Origin of the sequence: Bacteroides acidifaciens, assembly GCF_024623065.1 — a bacterium.
GTDB lineage: Bacteria > Bacteroidota > Bacteroidia > Bacteroidales > Bacteroidaceae > Bacteroides > Bacteroides acidifaciens.
The window spans coordinates 1-25,687 of record NZ_JANJZR010000034.1; the positions used below are offsets into that span (position 1 = coordinate 1).

At 42.1% G+C, this 25,687-nt stretch carries 20 protein-coding genes and 2 tRNA genes; 18 read left to right on the forward strand and 4 right to left on the reverse strand.

The features are described 5' to 3' along the window. Positions 1–99 precede the first annotated feature (99 nt). A tRNA-Asn gene (locus NSB03_RS11390) sits at positions 100–173 on the reverse strand. Between the two features lie 77 nt (positions 174–250). Here NSB03_RS11390 and NSB03_RS11395 point away from each other — a divergent pair. The 8 genes from NSB03_RS11395 (at position 251) to NSB03_RS11430 (ending at position 12,801) form a co-directional block, all read left to right on the forward strand. After that, the gene (locus NSB03_RS11395) at positions 251–1,240 is read left to right on the forward strand and encodes an adenosine kinase (RefSeq protein WP_257466400.1); all 990 of its coding nucleotides are present in this window, start codon (positions 251–253) and stop codon (positions 1,238–1,240) included. A 45-nt stretch (positions 1,241–1,285) separates the two neighbouring features. After that, complete coding sequence (locus NSB03_RS11400; protein WP_024987949.1) at positions 1,286–2,974, forward strand: S41 family peptidase; 1,689 nt, start codon at positions 1,286–1,288, stop codon at positions 2,972–2,974. A gap of 396 nt (positions 2,975–3,370) precedes the next feature. Further along, complete coding sequence (gene ahcY, locus NSB03_RS11405) at positions 3,371–4,789, forward strand: adenosylhomocysteinase (protein ID WP_024987950.1); 1,419 nt, start codon at positions 3,371–3,373, stop codon at positions 4,787–4,789. Positions 4,790–4,957: 168 nt separating this feature from the next. After that, positions 4,958–7,471 carry a YfhO family protein gene (locus NSB03_RS11410; protein WP_257466401.1) on the forward strand — a complete coding sequence of 838 codons (2,514 nt, stop codon included), beginning with the start codon at positions 4,958–4,960 and terminating at the stop codon, positions 7,469–7,471. A gap of 283 nt (positions 7,472–7,754) precedes the next feature. Then, the gene (locus NSB03_RS11415) at positions 7,755–9,086 is read left to right on the forward strand and encodes a TolC family protein (RefSeq protein ID WP_024987955.1); all 1,332 of its coding nucleotides are present in this window, start codon (positions 7,755–7,757) and stop codon (positions 9,084–9,086) included. Positions 9,087–9,108: 22 nt separating this feature from the next. Further along, the gene (locus NSB03_RS11420) at positions 9,109–10,200 is read left to right on the forward strand and encodes an HlyD family secretion protein (protein ID WP_065539713.1); all 1,092 of its coding nucleotides are present in this window, start codon (positions 9,109–9,111) and stop codon (positions 10,198–10,200) included. Between the two features lie 49 nt (positions 10,201–10,249). After that, positions 10,250–11,887: an efflux MFS transporter permease gene (locus NSB03_RS11425; RefSeq protein ID WP_024987956.1), complete on the forward strand. Its 1,638-nt coding sequence runs from the start codon at positions 10,250–10,252 to the stop codon at positions 11,885–11,887. 38 nt (positions 11,888–11,925) lie between these two features. Continuing rightward, positions 11,926–12,801, forward strand: coding sequence for a helix-turn-helix domain-containing protein (locus NSB03_RS11430; protein WP_024987957.1), 876 nt, complete (start codon positions 11,926–11,928; stop codon positions 12,799–12,801). A gap of 4 nt (positions 12,802–12,805) precedes the next feature. Here the strand turns inward: NSB03_RS11430 and upp are convergent, their stop codons facing one another. Then, complete coding sequence (upp, locus tag NSB03_RS11435; RefSeq protein ID WP_024987958.1) at positions 12,806–13,459, reverse strand: uracil phosphoribosyltransferase; 654 nt, start codon at positions 13,457–13,459, stop codon at positions 12,806–12,808. 286 nt (positions 13,460–13,745) lie between these two features. Between upp and pckA the strand changes: the two genes are divergently transcribed. The 3 genes from pckA (at position 13,746) to NSB03_RS11450 (ending at position 16,706) form a co-directional block, all read left to right on the forward strand. Continuing rightward, positions 13,746–15,353: a phosphoenolpyruvate carboxykinase (ATP) gene (pckA, locus tag NSB03_RS11440; protein ID WP_024987959.1), complete on the forward strand. Its 1,608-nt coding sequence runs from the start codon at positions 13,746–13,748 to the stop codon at positions 15,351–15,353. Between the two features lie 274 nt (positions 15,354–15,627). Further along, positions 15,628–16,185 carry a chromate transporter gene (locus NSB03_RS11445; protein WP_024987960.1) on the forward strand — a complete coding sequence of 186 codons (558 nt, stop codon included), beginning with the start codon at positions 15,628–15,630 and terminating at the stop codon, positions 16,183–16,185. Then, positions 16,182–16,706 carry a chromate transporter gene (locus tag NSB03_RS11450; RefSeq protein WP_008642639.1) on the forward strand — a complete coding sequence of 175 codons (525 nt, stop codon included), beginning with the start codon at positions 16,182–16,184 and terminating at the stop codon, positions 16,704–16,706. Before NSB03_RS11445 ends, NSB03_RS11450 begins: the two co-directional genes overlap by 4 nt. Before the next feature lie 90 nt (positions 16,707–16,796). Here the strand turns inward: NSB03_RS11450 and typA are convergent, their stop codons facing one another. Further along, positions 16,797–18,596: a translational GTPase TypA gene (gene typA / locus NSB03_RS11455; RefSeq protein ID WP_004317549.1), complete on the reverse strand. Its 1,800-nt coding sequence runs from the start codon at positions 18,594–18,596 to the stop codon at positions 16,797–16,799. A 155-nt stretch (positions 18,597–18,751) separates the two neighbouring features. On the opposite strand from typA, the gene rpsO reads away from it, so the two are divergent. The 3 genes from rpsO (at position 18,752) to NSB03_RS11470 (ending at position 21,474) form a co-directional block, all read left to right on the forward strand. Then, positions 18,752–19,021, forward strand: a complete 270-nt coding sequence (gene rpsO / locus NSB03_RS11460) for a 30S ribosomal protein S15 (protein ID WP_004296393.1) — start codon at positions 18,752–18,754, stop codon at positions 19,019–19,021. Positions 19,022–19,206: 185 nt separating this feature from the next. Continuing rightward, positions 19,207–19,782, forward strand: a complete 576-nt coding sequence (locus NSB03_RS11465; RefSeq protein ID WP_065539709.1) for a helix-turn-helix domain-containing protein — start codon at positions 19,207–19,209, stop codon at positions 19,780–19,782. Between the two features lie 42 nt (positions 19,783–19,824). After that, a complete protein-coding gene (locus NSB03_RS11470) occupies positions 19,825–21,474 on the forward strand; it encodes an AMP-binding protein (protein ID WP_257466402.1) in 1,650 nt (549 codons plus the stop codon). A gap of 147 nt (positions 21,475–21,621) precedes the next feature. On the opposite strand, the gene NSB03_RS11475 is transcribed toward NSB03_RS11470, so the two are convergent. After that, entirely contained in the window at positions 21,622–22,704 is a 1,083-nt protein-coding gene (locus NSB03_RS11475) for a mannose-1-phosphate guanylyltransferase (protein ID WP_024987961.1), read from the reverse strand. 164 nt (positions 22,705–22,868) lie between these two features. Between NSB03_RS11475 and NSB03_RS11480 the strand changes: the two genes are divergently transcribed. The 4 genes from NSB03_RS11480 (at position 22,869) to NSB03_RS11495 (ending at position 25,589) form a co-directional block, all read left to right on the forward strand. Further along, positions 22,869–22,952, forward strand: a tRNA-Leu gene (locus NSB03_RS11480). Positions 22,953–23,188: 236 nt separating this feature from the next. Next, positions 23,189–24,097 carry a hypothetical protein gene (locus tag NSB03_RS11485; protein ID WP_024987962.1) on the forward strand — a complete coding sequence of 303 codons (909 nt, stop codon included), beginning with the start codon at positions 23,189–23,191 and terminating at the stop codon, positions 24,095–24,097. A 125-nt stretch (positions 24,098–24,222) separates the two neighbouring features. After that, positions 24,223–24,510, forward strand: a complete 288-nt coding sequence (locus NSB03_RS11490; protein WP_005633171.1) for a helix-turn-helix domain-containing protein — start codon at positions 24,223–24,225, stop codon at positions 24,508–24,510. Continuing rightward, positions 24,510–25,589, forward strand: a complete 1,080-nt coding sequence (locus NSB03_RS11495) for an AAA family ATPase (protein ID WP_369888742.1) — start codon at positions 24,510–24,512, stop codon at positions 25,587–25,589. Before NSB03_RS11490 ends, NSB03_RS11495 begins: the two co-directional genes overlap by 1 nt. The last annotated feature ends 98 nt before the right edge of the window (positions 25,590–25,687 follow it).

Genomic DNA, 25,687 nt, shown 5'->3' on the forward strand with positions numbered 1-25,687 from the left:
TTCCTCTTGGACTTGAACCAAGGACCCTCTGATTAACAGTCAGATGCTCTAACCGACTGAGCTAAGGAAGAATGTTTGCAACTAAGATTTTGAACTTTGCTCTTCCTCTTGGACTTGAACCAAGGACCCTCTGATTAACAGTCAGATGCTCTAACCGACTGAGCTAAGGAAGAATGTTTTTCTCAATTGCGATGCAAAAGTAGTAGGTTTTTTTGAAATATGCAATATCTTTGCAAAAAAAATATTTGAAATGGACAAAATAATAGGATTGGGCAACGCCCTGGTAGACGTACTTGCAACCCTAAAGGATGATACGCTCTTGGATGAAATGGGATTACCCAAAGGAAGCATGCAACTCATTGATGATGCTAAGTTACAACAGATTAACTCGGAATTTTCGCAAATGAAAACCCATTTGGCAACGGGCGGATCGGCTGGAAATGCCATCCTTGGCCTGGCTTGTCTGGGTGCCGGAACTGGTTTTATCGGAAAAGTGGGAAATGATCATTATGGAGATTTTTTTCGAAAAAATCTTCAGAAAAACAATATTGAAGACAAATTATTGCTCTCGGAACAGTTGCCTTCCGGAGTTGCGTCCACTTTTATTTCGCCGGACGGGGAACGTACTTTCGGAACTTATCTGGGGGCGGCCGCTTCTTTGAAAGCAGAAGACCTGACTCTCGAGATGTTTAAAGGGTATGCATACCTGTTTATAGAAGGATACTTGGTTCAAGACCACGAAATGATTCTTCATGCCATTGAATTGGCGAAAGAAGCGGGTTTGCAGATCTGCCTTGACATGGCAAGCTATAATATTGTGGCGAATGATCTGGAATTTTTCTCCTTGTTAATAAATAAGTATGTAGATATTGTTTTTGCGAATGAGGAAGAGGCGAAAGCGTTTACAGGCAAGGAACCGGAAGAGGCTTTGGGAATCATTGCCAAGAAATGCAGCATCGCTATCGTAAAGGTGGGCGCAAACGGCTCTTATATTCGCAAGGGTACGGAAGAAATTAAAGTTGCCGCTATCCCGGTTAGGAAAGTGGTGGATACCACTGGTGCGGGCGATTATTTTGCTTCCGGTTTTTTATATGGTTTGACGTGTGGATATTCGCTGGAGAAGTGTGCTAAAATAGGTTCTATTCTTTCGGGAAATGTTATCCAGGTAATCGGAACAACAATACCGGAGGAACGTTGGAATGAAATTAAGTTAAATATTAACAGGATTCTGGCGGAATAACCAGGGATTGAGTTACTTTTACAACTCATTTACAGGAAAAGAAGTATGAAAAAATTGCAGAATGGACGGGTCGCTCTTATTGTAGTGGCTGTTGCGGCTATCGTAGCTTTCTTTAGTTTCAAGAGTGGCGACGACCGCAATTTCCAGATTGCCAAGAATCTGGATATATTCAATGCGATGGTGAAGGAACTGGATATGTTCTACGTAGACACGATCGACCCGAACAAGACAATCCGGGAAGGCATTGACAATATGCTTTATTCGCTGGACCCTTATACTGAATATTATCCGGAAGAAGACCAGAGTGAGTTGGAACAGATGGTGAAAGGTAGCTTTGGCGGAATTGGTTCCCTTATTACTTATAATACAAAGCTGAAACGCTCCATGATTGCCGAACCGTTTGAAGGGACGCCGGCAGCGAAGGCTGGATTGAAAGCCGGGGATGTTTTGATGGAGATTGACGGTGTGGACCTTGCAGGTAAGAATAATGGGGAGGTCAGCCAGATGTTGCGCGGACAGGCAGGTACGAGTTTTAAACTGAAAGTTGAACGTCCGAATGCTAAAGGCGAGCGTACGCCGATAGAATTCACGATTGTACGTGAATCTATCCAGACGCCTGCGATTCCTTATGCTGATGTATTGGATAATCATGTAGGGTATATTAATCTGAGTACTTTCTCCGGTAATCCCTCGAAAGATTTCAAGAAGGCATTTCTTGATTTGAAGAAAAAGGGAGCTACTTCATTGGTAATCGACCTTCGGAATAATGGTGGTGGTTTACTGGATGAGGCTGTGGAAATAGCCAACTATTTCCTGCCGCGCGGAAAAGTGATTGTTACGACAAAAGGTAAAATCAAACAGGCCAGTAATACATATAAGACTTTACGTGAACCGTTGGATTTGGATATTCCGATTGCCGTGTTGGTAAATAGTGGTACGGCTTCCGCTTCCGAAATCCTGTCGGGTTCTTTGCAGGATCTTGACCGTGCAGTGATTGTCGGCAACCGTACTTTTGGAAAAGGATTGGTACAGGTTCCCCGTTCCCTGCCTTATGGCGGAATGATGAAGGTGACTACTTCCAAATATTACATTCCAAGCGGACGTTGCGTGCAGGCTATCGACTATAAGCACCGCAATGAAGACGGAAGTGTAGGCGCTATTCCGGACAGCCTGACCAAGGTGTTCCATACAGCGGCAGGGCGTGAAGTGCGCGATGGCGGCGGTGTGATGCCGGATGTTATTGTCAAGCAGGAAAAGTTGCCGAACATCTTGTTTTATCTGGTGCGTGACAACCTGATTTTCGATTATGCCACTCAATATTGTCTGAATCATCCTACCATCGTGACTCCTGAGAAGTTTGAAGTGACGGACGCAGATTATAATGCTTTTAAAGCATTGGTGAAGAAAGCCGACTTTAAATACGACCAGCAGAGCGAGAAGATTCTGAAAACCTTGAAGGAAGCAGCAGAATTTGAAGGATATATGAAAGACGCTTCCGAAGAGTTCAAGGCACTCGAGAAGAAGCTGAATCATGATTTGGAGCGTGACTTGGATTATTTCTCCGGTGATATAAAGAAAATGATTGCTTCTGAGATTATCAGACGTTACTACTATCAACGTGGCAATATCATACAGCAGTTGAAGGATGACGATGGACTGAAAGAAGCGGTGAAGATTCTGAATGATCCGGTAAAATATAAAGAAATGCTGAGTACGCCGGTTGCAAAGAAATGATAGTGCATAGATAAAATTAACGGTGGATGGCTATATGGTAAAAGCTATCCACCGTTTGTCTTTTCTATAATCTCGGCATATTATGCTGGTGGCATCCAGTTCCTTTTTCTGTTTAAGACATGGCGAATCGGAAGAAAGATGTTCATTTTTTCTTATCTAATTGTTTCATTTTTTTCAATGGCTCTTCTCTTGTTTTGTTGTCATAGTTTCGCATAGAGGGTTTACTGCTATTTACTAAATGTTATATAAACCGTTTTGTTTGTTGTAAATATAATGCATGGTTTCGGCAAACAGGATGATCTCCCTAGTTATTATAATATAAAAAAACGGATAGCTTTTGCCCTACTAATCAGAATGTTCTATCTTTGCATCCATTATATATAAATGATTTACAATATGTCTACAGAATTATTCTCTACTCTGCCCTACAAGGTGGCAGACATTACACTTGCTGATTTCGGACGCAAGGAAATCGATTTGGCAGAAAAAGAAATGCCCGGCCTGATGGCTCTTCGCGAAAAGTATGGAGAATCCAAACCGTTAAAAGGTGCCCGCATTATGGGATCGTTGCACATGACCATTCAGACGGCTGTGTTGATTGAAACGTTAGTGGCTTTAGGAGCTGAAGTACGTTGGTGCTCTTGTAATATATATTCAACGCAGGATCATGCGGCGGCTGCAATCGCTGCTGCGGGTGTGCCTGTGTTTGCATGGAAGGGAGAGACCCTTGCTGATTATTGGTGGTGTACGTTGCAGGCATTGAGCTTTGCCGGTGGCAAAGGGCCGAATGTGATTGTTGATGATGGCGGTGACGCAACGATGATGATTCACGTAGGTTATGATGCGGAGAATAATGCTGCCGTATTGGATAAAGAAGTGCATGCAGAGGACGAAATAGAACTGAATGCAATCTTGAAGAAAGTATTGGCAGAAGACAGTACTCGTTGGCATCGTGTAGCGGAAGAAGTGCGCGGCGTATCTGAAGAGACTACGACAGGCGTACACCGTTTATATCAGATGCAGGAAGAAGGGAAACTGTTGTTCCCGGCATTCAATGTGAATGATTCGGTCACAAAATCTAAGTTTGACAACCTATATGGCTGCCGTGAATCGTTGGCTGACGGTATAAAGCGCGCAACAGACGTAATGATTGCCGGAAAAGTGGTGGTAGTATGTGGTTATGGTGATGTGGGTAAAGGCTGTTCTCATTCTATGCGTTCTTACGGAGCGCGAGTGCTTGTGACGGAAGTAGACCCGATTTGTGCATTGCAGGCTGCTATGGAAGGCTTTGAAGTAGTGACTATGGAAGAAGCTTGCACGGAAGGCAACATTTTCGTGACTACCACAGGTAATATTGATATTATCCGTATCGACCACATGGAGAAAATGAAAGATCAGTCTATCGTTTGCAACATCGGTCATTTCGATAATGAAATTCAGGTAGATGCTTTGAAACGTTATCCAGGCATCAAATGTGTGAACATCAAACCACAAGTAGACCGTTATTATTTCCCGGATGGTCACAGCATCATTCTGCTTGCTGACGGCCGTTTGGTAAATTTGGGATGTGCAACCGGACACCCGTCATTCGTGATGAGTAACTCGTTCACGAATCAGACATTGGCACAGATAGAACTGTTCAATAAGAAATATGATATCAATGTATATCGCTTGCCGAAGCATCTGGACGAAGAAGTGGCCCGCCTGCATCTTGAAAAGATTGGTGTGAAACTGACCAAGCTGACTCCTGAACAGGCTGCCTATATTGGTGTGTCAGTGGACGGACCTTATAAAGCAGATCATTATAGATACTAATTTGATTTACGATTTGACGATTTACTATTTATGGTTGATAAATGTGGGATACTGATATTTCGTTGTTATCAATATTCCACCGTTGTTAATTGTAAATGTTAGATTGTCAGATCGTATTTATTTTTATATTCAGACTTCAATTGTAAATAGTAAATCGTGTCATCGTAAATGAAAAAGTTTCTTCCCGACTTAATAGCCATTCTGGCTTTTATCATTCTTTCTTTCGCTTACTTTTTCCCGGCTGATATCGAAGGTCGTATCTTGTTTCAGCATGACACGGCTGCCGGAGTCGGTGCGGGACAAGAATCGAAAGAGTATCTCGAACGTACCGGAGAACGTACGCGTTGGACGAATTCGATTTTTGGAGGTATGCCTACCTATCAGATGTCTCCGAGTTACGACTCAACAACGTCACTGAAAGGGGTGGAGAAGGTTTATCGCCTCTTTCTCCCGGATTATGTGGTGTTGACTTTTATTATGATGCTCGGATTCTATATCCTTTTGCGCGCCTTCGGAATATCGGCTTGGCTGGCAGGATTGGGCGGAGTGATATGGGCTTTTTCTTCCTATTTCTTCATTCTGATACCGGCAGGGCACATTTGGAAGTTTGTGACGTTGGCTTATATCCCGCCCACGATTGCGGGTGTTGTTCTGGCTTACCGGAAAAAATACTTGTTGGGCGGAATTATTACAGCGTTGTTCATTGCCCTTCAGATTCAATCGAATCACATTCAGATGAGCTATTATTTCATGTTTGTGATCCTGTTTTTCGTGGGAGCGTATTTTGAAGATGCTTATAAAAAGAAAGAACTCCCTCATTTCTTCAAGGCCAGCGCAATTTTGGTATTGGCTGCCGTGGTAGGAGTTTGCATCAATATCTCCAATCTGTATCATACTTATGAATATAGTAAGGAGACGATGCGCGGCAAGAGCGAATTGAAGCAGGAGGGCGCTGCGGCCAGCCAGACAAGTAGCGGGTTGGATCGCGACTACATAACCAATTGGAGTTATGGTATTGGCGAGACATTGACATTGCTGGTTCCGAACGTAAAAGGAGGAGGATCAGGATCTACGATGTCGCAAAGCGAAGCTGCTATGGCAAAGGCCAATCCAATGTATAACAGTATTTATTCGCAGTTGCCGCAATATTTCGGTGAGCAACCGTGGACAGCTGGTCCTGTATATGTCGGGGCATTTGTGATGTTCTTGTTCATATTGGGTTGTTTCATAGTGAAAGGTCCTCTGAAATGGGCATTGTTGGGAGCTACTATCTTCTCGATTCTGCTTTCATGGGGAAAGAATTTCATGGGACTGACAGACTTCTTTATTGATTACGTTCCGATGTACAATAAGTTCCGTGCCGTGTCTTCCATTCTGGTGGTTGCTGAATTTACCATTCCTTTGTTGGCGATTTTTGCCTTGAAAGAGATTTTGAGTAAGCCGGATACGCTGAAGTTGAAAGAAAACCGTGGAGGGGCGATTGCCACTTTGGTACTGACTGCCGGTGTTGCGTTGATTTTAGCTGTTGCTCCAGGTATTTTCTTCTCCGGTTTTATTACGACACAAGAGATGGCTGCCTTGAAACAAGGACTTCCAGCCGAACATTTGGCTCCGCTTGTGGCAAACCTGACTGAAATGCGTAAAGCTATTATTGCTTCGGATGCATGGCGCAGTTTCTTTATTATCGTGATAGGTTGCGTGCTTTTATTCCTCTATCAACAGCGGAAGTTGAAAGCTTCTTTCACACTGGCTGGTATTGCGCTTTTATGTCTGATAGATATGTGGAGCATCAATAAACGCTATTTGAATGACGAACAGTTTGTGCCGAAATCCAAACAGACAGAAGTGTTTGTTAAAACACAGGCGGATGAGATGATCCTTCAGGATACTACTTTAAATTATCGTGTGTTGAACTTTATAGGCTTCCCCGGTAATACGTTTAATGAAAACAATACAGCATACTGGCATAAAAGTGTCGGTGGCTATCATGCAGCGAAGCTCCGTCGCTATCAGGAAATGATAGATCATCATATCATGCCCGAAATGCAGGAAACCTATCAGGCGGTGGCTACTGCCGGCGGACAGATGGACAGTGTAGACGCTTCCAAATTCCGTGTACTGAATATGCTGAATACAAAATACTTCATTTTCCCTGCCGGCGAGCAAGGGCAGGCTGTTCCTGTGGTAAATCCTTATGCATACGGCAATGCGTGGTTCGTAGACAAGGTACAGTATGTAAATAATGCAAATGAAGAAATCGACGCTTTGAATGATATTCTTCCAACGGAAACAGCCGTAGTGGATGTGAAGTTTAAAGAACAATTGAAAGGTGTGACAGAAGGATATAAAGATTCTCTATCTACCATCCAACTGACTAGTTATGAGCCGAATCGTCTGGTCTACAAGGCTTCCACTTCTAAAGACGGAGTTGTTGTCTTCTCCGAAATATATTATCCGGGATGGCAGGCGACTATTGACGGTCAGCCCGTCGATATTGCCCGTGCAGATTATATCTTGCGTGCGATAAATGTACCGGCAGGAGAACATACCATCGAAATGTGGTTTGACCCGCAAAGCATACAGGTTACAGAAAGTATTGCTTATGCAGCACTGGCTTTGTTGCTGATCGGAGTTATGGTCCTTGCGTGGACGCAGCGGAACAAGATTGCGAAGAAGTCTTAAACGAAATGTAATAGTCATTAACCTTCATAATGTATGGTAAGGTTATAAAATAAAGGCGGTGCTCCTCCTCACAAAGGGCGCCGCCTTTATTTTTCATTCACTAAAAAAATATGAAAAAACAAACACTGTTCATAGAAATATATTAAGTGTGATGTTTTATGAGAGTAGTTGTTTATTGTTTGTTCATTGAAAAAGGAAAATATGAATATAAACAAATAGTTTGTGGATAGTCTTATTATGCTGTAAGCTACTAAATTTGTAGCCAATAATAGAGCATTATGTTATGAAAAGACTACTATTCATTTTTTCCTTTTTTTTCTTGTTCGTGTTACGTGGAAACACACAGGAGGTAGAGATTCTGACATTAGAGGATTGTCTCCGCATTGGTATTGACAATAACTTGTCGTTAGAAGGGAAACGTAAAGAAATACAAAAAAGTAAATATGGCGTATCTGAAAACCGTTCGAAGCTGCTGCCGCAAATTAATGCGATAGCCGGTTATAATAACAATTTTGATCCTCCGGTGTCAGTCACAGACGGTTCATCTTACGGAGTTCCCTATAATATAACGAAAACATTGCAACATTCTGCTAATGCAGGACTGGAAATGCAGATGCCGCTTTTCAATCAGACTCTTTATACTTCTATGTCCATAGCTAAAGTGATGGAAGAAATCAGTCGTCTGTCTTATGGAAAAGCCAGGGAAGATGTTATTCTTCAAATCAGTAAGATGTATTATCTCGGACAGGTCACGGCCGAACAAATCATGCTGATAAAAGCAAATATCACCCGTCTGGAAGAATTGAGAGATATTACACAGGCTTTCTTCGATAATGGAATGTCTATGGAAGTCGATCTGAAAAGAGTCAATATCAATTTGGAAAATCTGAAGGTGCAATATGACAATGCACAAGCAATGATGAAACAGCAGTTGAATATGCTGAAATACATTATGGATTATCCGGCTGAAAAGGAAATCGCGCTGACACCTGTAAATGCCGATAGCATTACTACGGTAGCCCTGACTGGCTTGTCGGAAAATATCTATGAACTTCAACTCTCACAATCGCAAGTGCAACTGGCGGAACGTCAAAAGAAGATCATTACTAATGGATATATCCCTTCTCTTAGTCTGACAGGTAGCTGGCGATATGCCGCATATACGGATAAAGGTTATCATTGGTTCCACTCCGGTCCGTCCAATCAATGGTTTCGTTCCTATGGAGTGGGGCTAACCTTGCGTATTCCGATTTTCGACGGACTGGATAAAACCTATAAAATAAAGAAGGCGATGATCGATATAGAGAATAAAAGATTGGCATGGGAAGACGCCCGGAAGAATTTGCAAACTCAATATCTGAATGCTGTGAACGACCTGATGAACAATCAGCGTAACTTTAAGAAACAGAAGGATAACTACTTGCTTGCCGAAGATGTGTACGCAGTCACTTCCGACCGTTACCGGGAAGGCATTGCTTCTATGACGGAAGTGCTGCAAGATGAAATGCAGATGAGTGAAGCTCAAAACAACTATATCAGCGCACATTATAATTATCGGGTGACTAACCTGATGCTGCTTAAACTGACCGGACAAATAGAATCATTAGTCAAATAATATGCAAATAACAATCATAAATATGGAAACAATGGAAAATAACCTTCCTTCCGCTGCTCATCAGGAGAAAGCAAAAAAAATGAAGAAACTTCGTCGCTGGCAGATTGCTATCAGCCTTCTTGGAGTGGCTATTATTATTTGGGGAGTGATTGAAGTGATCTGCCTTTTTTTGAATTATAGCCAGACGGAGACTAGTAACGATGCACAAATAGAACAATATGTGTCTCCTATCAATCTACGTGCTTCAGGTTACATTGACAAAATCTACTTTACAGAACATCAGGAGGTACATAAAGGAGATACTTTGCTGGTACTGGATGATCGTGAATATAAAATTCGCGTAATGGAGGCTGAAGCTGCCTTGAAAGATGCGCAAGCCGGTGCGACCGTCATCAATGCTACACTCAATACCACGCAGACAACAGCATCTGTTTACGATGCGTCTATTGCCGAAATTGAAGTACGGTTGGCGAAACTGGAAAAAGACCGGAAACGATATGAGAACCTCGTGAAACGAAATGCGGCTACTCCTATCCAACTTGAACAGATTGTCACTGATTATGAAGCTACGCGTAAGAAGCTGGAAGCTACGAAAAGGCAGAAAAAAGCAGCTCTTTCCGGTGTAGATGAAGTGTCCTACCGTCGCATGAATACCGAAGCGGCTATTCAAAGAGCAACAGCTGCGCTCGAAATGGCCCGGTTGAATCTTTCCTATACGGTTGTAATAGCTCCTTGTGACGGAAAACTCGGCCGTCGCTCATTAGAGGAAGGACAGTTTATTTCGGCAGGGCAGACCATCACCTATATTCTTCCTGATACCCAGAAATGGATCGTTGCCAATTATAAGGAGACACAAATCGAGAACCTGCATATCGGACAGGAAGTATTTGTCACAGTAGATGCCATTAGCGATAAAGAGTTTAAAGGCAAAGTCACCTCTATATCAGGAGCTACCGGCTCCAAATATTCATTAGTGCCGACCGATAACTCCGCAGGTAACTTTGTGAAGATCCAACAGCGCATCCCCGTACGCATCGACTTCACCGATTTATCGAAAGAAGACAACGAACGATTAGCAGCAGGCATGATGGTAGTAGTGAAAGCCAAACTCTAACCACCGTGCACCTATAATTCATAAATCATAATTCATAAATCAAAGATTAATGCCCTCTTATCCTAAAAATTATCCTTTCTATAGCTGGATGCCCAAACCGTTGGGCATTATCATTCTGTTATTTTTCTTTCTGCCGATTCTTACGGTAGGTGGGGTTTATTCGGTGAATAGCACCGAAATGATGAGCGGGCTTGGCATTATATCCGAGCATATCCAGTTTGCCAACTTTGTTACTTCTATTGGTATGGCAGCCTTTGCTCCTTTCCTATATCAGTTGGTGTGTGTGCGGCGGGAGAAGATGATGTGTATTGTCGGGTTTGCGTTCATGTATATATTCAGTTATATCTGTGCAAAGACAGACAGCGTTTTTCTGCTGGCGCTTTGTAGTCTTTTGACGGGTTTCTTGCGTATGGTACTGATGATGGTCAATCTGTTCACACTCATTTGGTATGCGGGTGGAATGGAAGCTACCCGCAATATTACTCCGGGGTTGGAGCCGAAGGATACTGCCGGTTGGAATAAATTGGACATTGAAAGATGTGTGAGTCAGCCGGCTGTTTATCTGTTTTTTATGATTCTAGGACAGTCGGGCACGGCATTGACGGCTTGGCTGTCCTTTGAATATGAATGGAAATATGTGTATTACTTTATGATGGGGATTCTTCTGATTTCTATTTTGCTTTTGTTGATTACCATGCCGAATTATAAGTTTCCCGGAAGGTTTCCTATTAATTTCCGTAAGTTCGGCAATGTCACTGCATTTTGCATCTCGCTGACTTGTCTTACGTATGTGCTGGTTTATGGAAAAGTGCTCGACTGGTATGATGACGAATCTATCCGTTGGGCGACAGCTGTAAGTATTCTGTTTGCGGGAATTTTTCTATATATGGACGTAACGCGCCGGTCGCCTTATGTTTTGCTGGATGCGTTCAAACTGCGTACTATACGTATGGGAGCATTACTTTACTTATTATTGATGGTGATAAACTCCAGTGCTATGTTTGTCAATGTGTTTGCAGGAGTGGGGATGCATCTCGATAATTTGCAAAATGCTTCATTAGGTAATTGGTGTATGGTAGGTTATGCTATTGGTGCCGTGATTGCTATGGTGTTGGGAGGTAAAGGATTACATTTTAAGTATCTGTTTGCGATGGGATTCTTCTTCCTGTCTTTATCAGCTGTTTTCATGTATTTCGAGGTACAGACAGCAGGAGTTTACGAGCGTCTGAAATATGCAGTTATCATCCGTGCCACAGGCATGATGATTCTGTATGCGCTGACGGCTGCTTATGCCAATCAACGTATGCCTTTTAAATATCTTTCCACCTGGATCTGCATTATGCTTACCGTGCGTATGGTGGTAGGACCGAGTATTGGCGGAGCAATTTATACCAATGTTTTGCAAGAGCGGCAGCAACACTATATAACCCGTTATGCGCAAAATGTGGACCTGCTTAATCCGGATGCTTCCACTTCTTACCTTGGTACGATACAGGGTATGAAATATCAGGGAAAGAGTGAGACGGAAGCCCGTAACATGGCTGCTATATCTACCAAGGGGCGTATTCAGGTGCAGGCCACGCTCTCTGCACTCAAAGAGATGGCGGGATGGACAATTTATGGTGGATTAATTTGTATGATATTTGTGCTTGTTGTTCCTTATCCTAAACGAAAATTGCTAACTTAGCGTCGTTTTTGATAATGATCTGTTAATATATTAGTATGATGAATAGCGGACAAGAACGTTTATTGCAGTTTGATCGCGATTTGTTAAGTGGGAAAAATATATGTAGCTCCGAAGGGATATTTATAAATTTTCCCCCCTCACTGAAGAAACCTTTCCAAATGAAAGGACTAGGGCTGATTATTTGCCACCAGGGCAATTTCCAGTTTTCGCTTAATCAGAAAAAGCATTTAGCAGAAGCAGGCGAAAGTTTGTTTATTCCCGAAGACGGTGAGTTTCAGGTTTTGCAAGAGTCGGAAGACATGGAGGTGCGGATTTTGATCTATCAGATAGAACCTATCCGGGATATTATGGGGAATCTGGTTGTTTCCATGTATATGTATTCCCGCCTTACTCCCGAAGAACCTTCTTGTGTCTGGTCTACTGGTGAGGAAGAAGAGGTAGTAAAGTATATGTCCTTATTGGACAATGTGTTACAGTCAGAGGAAAATTCATTTAAACTTTATGAACAGAAATTACTTCTACTTGCATTGACGTACAGGATTTGCTCTATTTATAATCGCAAACTCGTCAATGACGGGCAGGAAGTGGGAGGACGCAAAAACGAAGTCTTTATTCATTTGATCCAGTTAATCGAAAAATATTATATGCAGGAGCGGGGTGTTGAGTTTTATGCGGATAAATTGTGTTTGTCTCCTAAATATCTTTCTGCCGTTTCTAAAAGTATCTGCGGATATACTGTGCAGGAACTTGTATTCAAAGCTATCATTCGTAAGAGCATCTCATTACTTAAAAATACGCAGAAGGATATTCAGGAGATTTCAAATGCCTTCGGTTTCCCCAATGCTTCCTATTTCGGTACGTTCTTTAAGAAGCAGGTTGGGGTTTCACCGCAGCAATATCGGAAGGATCTTTAAACGTTTATTCTTTTTCACCATAGGCAAGATCGCCTGCATCGCCCAGTCCCGGAACAATGTAAGAATGTTCGTTGATTTCAGGATCAATGGCTGCGCACCAGATTGTTGTCTTGTCTTCAGGAAATACATTCTTTATATGATCGATAGCCTTTTGGCTGGCGATAATCGAAGCAACATGAATTTCGGCAGGGTGTCCTTTAGTTAGCATTGCTTGGTAACTAAGTTCCATACTTCCTCCTGTTGCCAGCATAGGGTCGGTGATAATCAGCGTTTTGTCATCAATGCGGGGAGAAGCGATATATTCTATGTGTATATCGAATTTTAGCGTATCTTTATATTTGCGGTAAGCGGAAACAAACGCATTCTCCGCCCCGTCGAAATAACTCAGAAAACCTTGGTGGAAAGGAAGACCGGCACGTAGAATAGTGCTGATTACTAATTGGTTGTCCGGCGTGCTGACCGGAGCGATGCCCAATGGTGTCTGGATGTTCTTTACCGAGTATTGAAACTCTTTACTCATTTCATAAGCCATGATTTCTCCGATACGCTCGATATTACGGCGGAAACGCAGGCGGTCATTTTGCACTTCTACATTCCTGATTTCGGATATGTACTGGTTTAGAATCGAATTAGTTTGGCCAAAATCAATTACTTTCATATTATTTTTTATTCAGATTTTAATCTTATTTTCACAGCATTGCTAGCATACTGACTTGCAAAGTAAGTGATAATCTTTCAAATTGCAACGTTCAGTTTGCAGATATTGTTAGGAATTTATAAAAGAGATTCAATTAGGGAAAAATTTCTCTAATACCTTCTTCCTTTCCAAAGAAAGTGTTACTTTTGTACCCGGATTTACAAGGGGGTGTTCCCAATCCCCTTCTTAATTAAAGGTGAAAAGAGATAATAAAACAAAATACCAATTTTTAATTAATTCAAAGAAAATGGCAAATTTAGATTTAAGCAAGTACGGTATCACAGGTGTGACCGAGATTTTGCACAATCCGTCTTATGACGTTTTGTTCGCTGAGGAAACAAAACCAGGTCTGGAAGGCTTTGAAAAAGGTCAAGTAACTGAATTAGGTGCTGTTAATGTAATGACAGGTATCTATACCGGTCGTTCTCCTAAAGATAAATTCTTCGTTAAAAATGAAGCTTCTGCTGATTCTGTATGGTGGACTTCTGACGAATACAAAAACGATAACAAACCATGTTCTGAAGAAGCTTGGGCTGACTTGAAAGCTAAAGCTGTAAAACAACTTTCCGGCAAACGTTTGTTCGTTGTTGATACTTTCTGTGGTGCTAACGAAGCTACTCGTATGAAAGTACGTTTCATCATGGAAGTGGCTTGGCAGGCTCACTTCGTAACTAACATGTTCATCCGCCCGACTGCTGAAGAACTTGCTAACTACGGAGAACCTGATTTCGTATGTTTCAACGCTTCTAAAGCAAAAGTTGACAACTACAAAGAACTGGGCTTGAACTCTGAAACTGCTACAGTATTCAACCTGAAGACTAAAGAACAAGTAATCCTGAATACTTGGTACGGTGGTGAAATGAAGAAAGGTATGTTCTCTATTATGAACTACATGAACCCGCTTCGTGGTATCGCTTCTATGCACTGCTCTGCTAACACAGATATGGAAGGAACTAGCTCTGCTATCTTCTTCGGATTGTCTGGTACAGGTAAGACTACTTTGTCTACTGACCCGAAACGTAAATTGATCGGTGATGACGAACACGGATGGGATAACGAAGGTGTATTCAACTACGAAGGTGGTTGCTACGCTAAGGTTATCAACTTGGATAAAGATAGCGAACCGGATATCTACAATGCTATCAAACGTGATGCTTTACTTGAAAACGTAACTGTTGATGCTAACGGTAAGATTGATTTCACTGACAAGAGCGTGACTGAAAACACTCGTGTTTCTTATCCTATCTATCACATCGAAAACATCGTTAAACCGGTTTCTAAAGGTCCTCACGCAAAACAAGTTATCTTCTTGTCTGCTGATGCGTTCGGTGTATTGCCTCCAGTATCTATCCTGAATCCGGAACAGGCTCAATACTACTTCTTGTCTGGATTTACAGCTAAATTGGCTGGTACAGAACGTGGTATCACTGAACCGACTCCGACATTCTCTGCCTGCTTCGGTGCTGCTTTCTTGTCATTGCACCCGACTAAATATGCAGAAGAACTGGTTAAGAAGATGGAGATGACTGGTGCTAAGGCATATTTGGTTAACACAGGTTGGAATGGTACAGGCAAACGTATCTCTATCAAAGATACTCGTGGTATCATCGACGCTATCCTTAGCGGTTCTATCGACAAAGCTCCTACTAAGGTTATTCCTTTCTTCGACTTTGTTGTTCCTACAGAACTTCCGGGTGTTGATCCGAAGATTCTTGACCCGCGCGACACTTACGAATGTGCTTGCAAATGGGAAGAAAAAGCAAAAGATTTGGCTGGACGTTTCATTAAGAACTTCGCTAAATTTACTGGTAACGAAGCTGGTAAGGCTTTGGTTGCTGCTGGTCCGAAACTCTAATTGGAGAATCAGATATAATATGGAAGGCGGTTCGATTTCGAACCGCCTTTTTTATTGCTATACTGTGTCTTTCTATGAAAAGGAATATTGTCTGTTTTGTTTTTTTTCTATATTTGTCAAAATGGAGTTATTTACTTTTAATGATAGCTATGACGTATCTGGATACAGGCAAACTTTAAAACAGTGAAGGAATGTAACTGCCGGATTGAATATGATGTGGCTGAAGGGCTTATTAGAAAATAAATAGAAAATGTCGGAAAATTAGAAAGTAGGAATGGTATTAGAGTATTTGAAATTGTTCGTGACGTTTGCGAAGATTGGAATGTTTACTATTGGTGGTGGTTATGCCATGATTCCACTGATTGAACGGGAGATCGTTGCCAAACAGTGGATGAGTAAGGAGGAATTTATGGAGATGTTTGCCTTGACGCAATCACTACCGGGTGTGTTTGCTGTGAATATTTCTATTTTTGTGGGATATAAGTTGTATAAAGTGGGTGGGAGTCTGGTATGTGCATTGGCTACGATTCTTCCCTCTTTTGTTATCATGATGCTGATAGCCATGTTTTTTGCACGGTTTCAAGATAATGAAGTGATGATTCGCATCTTTAATGGAATACGTCCTGCTGTGGTAGCGTTGATTCTGTTTCCTTGTATTTCGGCTGTAAGAGCTCTGAAACTGAAATACCTTCAGTTGGTTGCTCCTGCCATAGCTACTCTTTTGATTTGGCAGTTTGGACTGTCTCCTATTTATATTGTATTGGCAGGAATTTTGGGAGGACTGGTATATACATTGTGGTTGAAAGAAAAAATAATGAATAAAGAGATATGATATATTTGCAGTTACTTTGGGTGTATCTTAAAATAGGAATGTTTGGTTTTGGAGGTGGATATGCAATGCTTTCCCTTATTCAACATGAGATAGTGGATATTCATCATTGGCTGACTCCCCAACAGTTTACGGATGTGGTGGCGATTTCGCAAATGACTCCGGGGCCGATTGGTATCAATAGTGCTACTTATGTAGGGTATGCGGTAACGCAAAGCGTGTGGGGAGCGGTGCTAGCTACGGTAGCGGTTTGTTTACCTTCTTTTATTCTAGTGTTGCTCATTTCTTATTTCTTTGCGAAGTGTAAGGATAACAAGTATATTAAGGCGGCTATGTCCGGACTGTTACCTATGTCGGTTGCTCTGATTGCTTCGGCTGCATTGCTTATGATGAATAGAGAAAATTTTATGGACTATAAAAGTATCGGTATTTTTGCGGCAGCCTTTTGGGTTACATGGAAATGGAATCTTCACCCTATCCTGTTGATTTGTCTGGCGGGTGTGGTAGGATTGTTGTTGTATTAGTAATGTTTGTAATATTTGCAGGAAAAAATGAAATCCCGGTAAAACACAGCGTTTCACCGGGATTTCTATTATAATATAATGAAAGAATGGTTAGTTCTTGTTGGCACGTTTACGTTCGATTTCGTCCAAAATCACTTTACGCATGCGCATTGCCTTTGGAGTAACTTCCACGTATTCGTCTTCCTTAATATATTCCAATGCTTCTTCAAGTGAGAACTGGATAGGCGGAATCAGACGTACTTTGTCATCCGAACCGGAAGCACGCATATTCGTCAGCTTCTTCGATTTGGTTACGTTGATAACCAAGTCGTTGTCATGAGAGTGCTCGCCTACTACCTGTCCTGCATAGACTTCGTCCTGCGGGAAAATAAAGAACTTACCGCGATCCTGTAATTTGTCGATGGCATAAGCAAAAGCTGTTCCGCTTTCCATAGCAATCATAGAACCATTGGTACGACGTTCAATTTCTCCTTTGTGCGGCTGATATTCTTTGAAACGGTGTGCCATAATGGCTTCACCGGCAGAAGCTGTCAGTACATTGGTACGCAAACCGATGATACCGCGTGAAGGCATATTGAATTCAAGATTGATGCGTTCGCCTGTATTTTCCATCTTTACCATTTCACCTTTACGGCGGGTAACCATATCAATAATCTTGCTGGAATATTCTTCCGGTACGTTGATGGTCAACTCTTCAATCGGTTCGCATTTCACGCCGTCGATTTCTCTGAAGATAACCTGTGGCTGACCTACCTGCAGTTCATATCCTTCGCGGCGCATTGTTTCAATCAATACAGAAAGGTGGAGTACACCACGGCCGGAAACAATCCATTTACCGTCTTCTTCACTCTTTCTTACGCGGAGAGCCAGGTTCTTGTCGAGTTCCTTCATCAGACGGTCGTGGATGTGACGTGAAGTCACAAACTTACCATCCTTACCGAAGAAAGGAGAATCGTTGATAGCAAACAACATACTCATGGTTGGTTCATCAATTGCGATGGGTGGCAGTGCTTCCGGACTTTCGAAATCACAAACTGTATCTCCAATCTCGAATCCGTCAATACCTACCAGCGCGCAGATGTCACCGGAAGAAACCTCATTTGTTTTCACACGGCCTAAACCTTCGAAAACATGGAGCTCTTTAATTTTGCTCTTGAACATATCGCCGTTACGTTTCACAAGCGTTATATTCATGCCTTCTTTTAATGTACCACGATGTACGCGACCTACGGCAATACGACCGGTATAAGAAGAATAATCCAGAGAAGTAATCAACATCTGGGGAGTACCTTCCAACTGTTGCGGTGCCGGAATGTTTTCGACGATACAATCCAGTAGCGGAGTGATGCTGTCAGTTTGTTGCTGCCAGTCGGTGCTCATCCAGTTGTTTTTGGCGGAACCATAAATCACGGGGAAGTCCAACTGATCTTCCGTTGCGTTCAAGCTGAACATCAAGTCGAAAACCATCTCGTAAACTTCTTCCGGGCGGCAGTTAGGTTTATCTACCTTATTAACTACCACAATGGGTTTCAAACCGATTTCGAGCGCCTTTTGCAGTACGAAACGAGTCTGGGGCATCGGACCTTCGAAGGCATCTACCAACAGAATACAGCCATCGGCCATATTCAATACACGTTCTACCTCACCACCGAAGTCGCTGTGTCCCGGAGTATCAATAATATTAATTTTTGTACCGTTGTAATTGATGGATACGTTTTTGGAGAGAATTGTTATACCACGTTCGCGTTCCAAATCGTTGTTATCCAGGATAAGTTCACCACTATTTTGGTTGCTGCGGAATAAATTTCCGGCCAATAGCATCTTGTCAACCAGCGTTGTTTTCCCATGGTCAACATGGGCAATGATTGCAATGTTTCGAATATTTTGCATATAATACCTATTATTTGGCTGCAAAGGTACGAAAATAGGATTAGAAATATACGCAATGATAGCAATTTTTTCTTGTAAATCGTTGTGTGATATAAAGATAATGCCTATCTTTGCACGCTCAAAAGAATAATTTATCAATTAAAATTCTAAGAATTATGTATTTAGACGCTGCTAAAAAGCAAGAAATCTTCGGAAAGTACGGAAAGTCTAACACTGACACCGGCTCAGCTGAGGCCCAAGTGGCATTGTTTTCCTACCGTATTTCTCATCTGACTGAGCACATGAAGCTCAACAGAAAAGATTATAGTACTGAAAGAGCGTTAACAATGTTGGTAGGTAAGCGTCGTCGCTTACTCGACTACCTGAAAGCAAGAGATATCGAAAGATATCGTGCTATTGTTAAAGAGCTCGGTTTGCGTAAGTAATCTGCTTGTCGCGAAAAGATTTAAAGCCGTTCCTCATGATAGAGGAGCGGCTTTTTTTAGTTTCTTCTTTTTCTTCCTGATAGTCGTATTTTCTTCGGTTATAATTGTGTTCATCTAAAGATTTTGCTATTTTTGCAGCTTAATTATTATAATTTATCACCTTTGATAACTAAAATGCTTTCAAAATGGATACAAGTAAGATTGTTGGCGAGAAAATTAAAGCCCTCCGCGAAGATAAATCAATAAGCATAGAAGAGTTGGCACAACGTTCAGGTTTGGCTATCGAACAGGTTGAACGTATTGAGAATAACATTGATATACCTTCTCTCGCACCGCTGATTAAGATTGCGCGTGTGTTGGGAGTACGTCTGGGTACTTTCCTTGATGATCAGGATGAAGTGGGACCGGTAGTATGCCGTAAGAAAGAAGCCAAGGATGCGATCAGTTTTTCCAATAATGCGATTCACTCTCGCAAACACATGGAATATCACTCGTTGTCCAAGTCAAAGGCGGACCGTCACATGGAACCGTTTATTATCGATGTGATGCCGACAGAAGATACTGACTTCGTGCTTTCTTCTCATGAAGGAGAAGAGTTTATCATGGTTATGGAAGGTATCATGGAAATCAGCTATGGTAAAAATACCTATCTGCTGGAAGAGGGTGATAGCATTTATTATGATTCCATTGTTCCTCATCATGTACATGCTTATGAGGGACAGGCTGCAAAAATCCTGGCAGTAATTTATACGCCGATTTGAGTTAAGTATTAAATATCAAGTATTAAGTATAGAAAGAACTCCATGCAATTATTTGACCGTACTTTGGGACAGTGGCTGGAACACTGGGCTGAAGAGACTCCTGATAAAGAATATATTGTATATTCCGACCGTAATCTCCGTTTTACCTGGAGCCAGTTTAATCGTCGTGTGGATGATATGGCAAAAGGGCTTATCGCCATCGGTGTGGAGCGAGGTACGCATGTCGGTATCTGGGCTGCTAATGTGCCCGACTGGCTGACATTGCTATATGCCTGTGCCAAGATTGGGGCGGTATATGTTACTGTAAATACGAACTATAAGCAATCCGAACTGGAATATCTTTGCCAGAACTCGGATATGCATACTCTCTGTATCGTGAATGGTGAGAAGGACAGCGACTTCGTACAGATGACCTACACAATGCTGCCCGAGTTGAAAACTTGCGAACGCGGACATTTAAAGAGTGAGCGTTTTCCGTACATGAAGAATGTAGTGTATGTGGGGCAGGAAAAACATCGTGGAATGTATAACACGGCTGAGATTCTGTTGCTGGGGGATAATGTGGCTGATGATCGTTTGAACAAACTCAAGAGCAAGGTTAGCTGCCATGATGTGGTAAATATGCAATATACCTCGGGCACTACCGGTTTCCCGAAAGGGGTGATGTTGACACATTATAATATCACCAATAATGGATTTCTGACCGGTGAGCACATGAAGTTTACGGCGGATGACAAACTCTGCTGTTGCGTCCCGTTGTTCCATTGTTTTGGAGTTGTACTGGCTACCATGAACTGTCTGACCCATGGTTGTACACAAGTGATGGTTGAGCGTTTTGACCCGTTGGTTGTGTTGGCTTCTATTCATAAAGAACGTTGTACGGCTCTTTACGGAGTACCGACTATGTTTATTGCCGAATTGCATCATCCGATGTTCGATCTCTTTGATATGTCTTGTCTACGTACAGGTATTATGGCGGGTTCGCTGTGTCCTGTCGAACTGATGAAGCAGGTAGAAGAGAAAATGTATATGAAGGTGACCAGCGTCTACGGATTGACAGAGGCTGCTCCGGGTATGACGGCCACCCGTATTGACGACCCGTTCGATGTACGTTGCAATACGGTAGGTCGTGATTTTGAATTTACGGAAGTTAAGGTGCTCGATCCGGAAACAGGCGAGGAGTGTCCGGTCGGCGTACAAGGTGAGATGTGCAATCGTGGCTATAACACGATGAAGGGATATTATAAGAATCCCGAAGCAACCGCCGAAGTGCTTGATGCCAACAACTTCCTGCATTCCGGCGACCTGGGTATAAAAGATGAAGATGGAAACTACCGGATTACCGGACGAATCAAAGATATGATTATTCGCGGTGGAGAAAATATTTATCCACGTGAAATCGAAGAGTTCCTTTATAAACTTGACGGAGTGAAAGATGTTCAGGTAGCGGGTATCCCTTCAAAAAAATACGGTGAGGCTGTCGGGGCGTTTATCATCTTGCAGGAAGGTGTGACGATGCAGGCGGAGGACGTGCAAGACTTCTGTAGAAATAAAATATCCCGCTATAAAATACCAAAATATATCTTCTTTGTGAACGAATTCCCGATGACGGGCAGTGGAAAGATTCAAAAGTTCAGACTGAAAGACCTGGGGCTGCAACTTTGCAAAGAGCAGGGAATAGAGATTATTTAGAAATTTATGATTATTTAAAGACACACAAAGTTTTTTGATTATAAACTGTGAACGGTGAACTCTCTGCAATCAATTATGCAGTTTGTTCACCGTTCACTATTTGTATAGTCTTATCCGGTTTTGTCTCCGGCGTCAGGTTGCGTGTTATTAAATGAAATCATCGCCCAGTTGCATTTGGGCGTCGTTTACATATTTACGGATAGCATGTTCTTCATCTTTGCGGCAAATCAAAAGAACGTTGTCCGATTCGGCTATCAGAAATCCTTCCAGTCCATCGATAACGGCCAGTTTGCCTTTCGGAAGTACTACCATATTATCTTTACTATTATATATAAGTGAATGGCATTTCAGCGTAACATTGCCTTCCGGATCTCTTTCCGATAAATCATAAAGTGATCCCCAAGTTCCAAGATCGGACCAGCCAAAATCTCCTAATGATACATACACATTATCCGCTTTCTCCATAATGCCGAAGTCGATGGATACATTAGGACATGCTGGGAAGTTTTCTTCGATGAATGCTTTCTCCTTGTCGGTGGCATAAATATCTTTTCCCGGTGCCAGTTTGGAAGCTAATTCAGGCAGTAAATCTTCACTTGCTTTGATGATTGTATTTACATTCCACATAAATAGGCCGGAATTCCAATAAAATTCTCCGCTCTCTACGAATACTTTAGCTAATTCCAGTTCCGGTTTCTCTGTGAATGTTTTTACTTTATAGAAGTTTTCTCCTGCGGGTTCGTCTATTTGTATATATCCGTACCCTGTTTCCGGGCGATTGGGTTTAATACCTAATGTCAGTAGCTTTTCCGAGCGTGAAACAAAATCAAGTCCTTTTTCGATAGTGGCGAGAAACTCATCCTCTTTTAAAATTAAATGGTCTGAAGGAGCGACTACGATATTGGCGTTCGGGTTCAGTGCCCGGATGTGGTAAGCGGCCCATGCTATACACGGAGCGGTATTTCGTCTTGCGGGTTCCAGCAGAATCTGTTCTTCGTTCACTTCGGGCAATTGTTCCTTCACTAAGTCCGCATACATTGCATTGGTAACGATGAAAATATTTTCTGTTGGGATAATCTTTTGGAACCGGTCGAAAGTCTGTTGCAAAAGTGAACGGCCCGTTCCGAAGAAATCTAAGAATTGTTTGGGCAATGTTTTGCGGCTAAACGGCCAGAAGCGGCTTCCAATGCCGCCACCCATAATCACGCAATAATTATCCTGGTTTGTCATGATAGTGACTCTATTTTAAAGTTTCTGCTAATGTACGGTTTATTCTCTGAATAGAGAAGTGTTTAAGATATGTTTTATTATTTTTTTCTCCTTTTTTTCGTCAAACTATTGTGGAATCAAAATAATGTTGTATCTTTGCACCGCAATTGAGAAATCAAGTATGCGCCCAGATGGCGGAATCGGTAGACGCGCTGGTCTCAAACACCAGTGGATTCACTTCCATCCCGGTTCGACCCCGGGTCTGGGTACGAATAAACCCTGATAATCACCTGATTGTCAGGGTTTTCTGCTTTTATAGGGCGTACTAAATGTGTACTGAATGACGAATACAAAGAAAAGGTGTACTTTTATAATTTTTCTCCCTGTATCTTTATAATTTCTTAACTCTTATCCTGTCTTTTCTTCCTTATTATTGCCGATGTTTTCGGGAAAAGTGAGATTCTTACCTTATATTTGTAGTAAGAACGTTTAAAGGCACACGATTATGGAAAATCATATAGAAACCAATTTCAGAGGAATACAGAAGATATTAGATAGTTGTATAGCTCATGACTATAAAACTAAAGTAGATGCACTATTTTTAAAACGTGAATATTTGACGCAAGCCCAGCTAAAGGATTATTTGCGACAAGAAATTTTCCGTGTGACTGAAAATATTGTAGCCATCCAACAAAAATACCGTGTCGTGCGTAACATTGTATTGGATATGGATATTCCTGATTTTTTGTGGGAAAGCGGTTATTTTGAGGACTTGAACTCTGATGAGAGGAAAAAGTACATCGTTTTCCGCTGTTCTGATTTTGATATGGATGCATATTTGCATGAACCGTCTTGCTATGATGAACGGCTTCCCTATTTTTCCATCATCGTTAGCCTTGTGGTACTTTCCAAGTATTTGTACTTTCTGCAAGAGCAGGAGAGCAAATACTATACAGATTCTGTTGCCACTAAAGAACAAGTCTTGCCAAAAGAAAAAGATGAAAGTGTAGAAACCACTCCAGCCAAGATTGTGGGTAAAAGCAATCCCTTCAAATCCACTTTGAAAGCCAATGAAATCAAACTTCTGACCGAATGTGTGAACGAAGCGAATATGTTTACTACTACTGTCAGCACCAAAATACTTACCGATTTTTTCAACTGTAAGTTGGACGGTGTATTGAAAGTTAATAATACCCGTCTGTTGGCTTATCTAATGATGCAACTCAGCTGTTATAACTACATCGTTTATGAGTGGCAGTCAGTTATAGCAAACAACAAGTTGATATTGAAGAAGATAAAAGGAGAACCGCTTACACGTACTGACTTGTCGAGTGCGACAGACCAGGCGAAGAACATCTATCCGAAAGGATATGAAATCATAGACAAATACATCAAACAACTGCAAAAAGGTTGAGCATAGATTGAACGCTCAAACAAAGGTCAATTAGACTTCATTTTCAACCTCTTAACTTTGCCCCCGTTAACACAAAAGACGAGGGTGCGCACCTTCATATTGTTTCACCTAAAATCCCAAACGATATGGAAAAAGACTTGGAGTTAAGAGTTTCCGAACTCGAAAAGATGTTGTTCCTTTCAAAGAACGTGCTTAGCTTCGATGAAGCGAGCAGGTTCTTGAACCTTTCTAAAAGTTACCTGTACAAGCTGACTTCGGGTAACTTGATACCCCATTACAAGCCACAAGGCAAAATGCTTTATTTTGAAAAGGCTGAGCTGGAAGCATGGTTGCGTCAGAACCCGGTGAAGACGCAGGCGCAGATAGAGCAGGAAGCGCAGAAGTATATCCTTAACCGTCCTCTAAAGAAATAATGGCTATGGAAAACAAGACGAAAGAGGAAATCGGACAAGGTACAGCCATGACGAAAGAAGATTTTGCAGCCCTTTGGAAAACCATTCGTCTAAAGGTGACGGACACTTATGAAGTACCGCCCGAAATTCTTTGGGTGAACGGTTCTACTATCGGCACGTTGGGCAATTTCAGTGCATCCACAGGCAAAGCCAAGAGCAAAAAGACATTCAACATTTCCGCCATTGTTGCGGCTGCATTGAAGAATGACGAGGTTTTGAAGTATTCGGCATATCTGCCACCGAACAAGCGCAAAATTCTCTATGTTGATACCGAGCAGAGCAAGTACCATTGCCATAAGGTCATGGAACGTATTTTGCGCCTTGCCGGACTGCCGACCGATAAAGATGTGGACGATTTTGTTTTCATTGTGTTAAGGGAGCAGACCCCCGACAAACGTAAGCAGATAATTGGCTATATGTTAGAGAATATGCCCGATGTGGGGTTGCTCATTATTGACGGAATCCGTGATTTGATGTACGACATCAACAGTCCGAGCGAATCGACCGACCTAATCAACCTTTTGATGCGCTGGTCAAGTGGGTATAATCTGCATATCCATACCGTACTGCATTTGAACAAGGGGGATGATAACACAAGAGGACATATCGGTACAGAGCTGAACAACAAAGCTGAAACCGTCCTGCAAATCACGAAAAGCACGCAGGACGGCAATATAAGTGAAGTAAAGGCGATGCACATACGTGACCGGGAGTTTGACCCGTTCGCATTTCGCATCAATGATAACGCTTTGCCCGAAGTCATGAACGGTTATGTATTCCAGCAATCCAAGCAGGACAGACGCTTTCCGCTTACAGAGCTGACGGAACAGCAGCACCGGGAAGCATTGGAGAACGGTTTCGGTAAGCAGGTTGTACAAGGCTATTCCAATGTGATAGCGGCATTGAAACAAGGTTACGCAAGTATAGGTTACGAGCGTGGACGCAATGTCCTTGTGTCGCTTAACAAGTTCCTTGTGAACAAGCGCATGATTGTGAAAGAGGGTAAGGGCTATCGCTACAATCCTGATTTTCATTATTAAAAGTCGGTTTGGTTTAGTCCGGGTGTATATATAAGCGGAACGGACTGTCTGTTTCCCGGTATCGACAGCAGGCAGGTTTAGTATGGTACGGGTATATA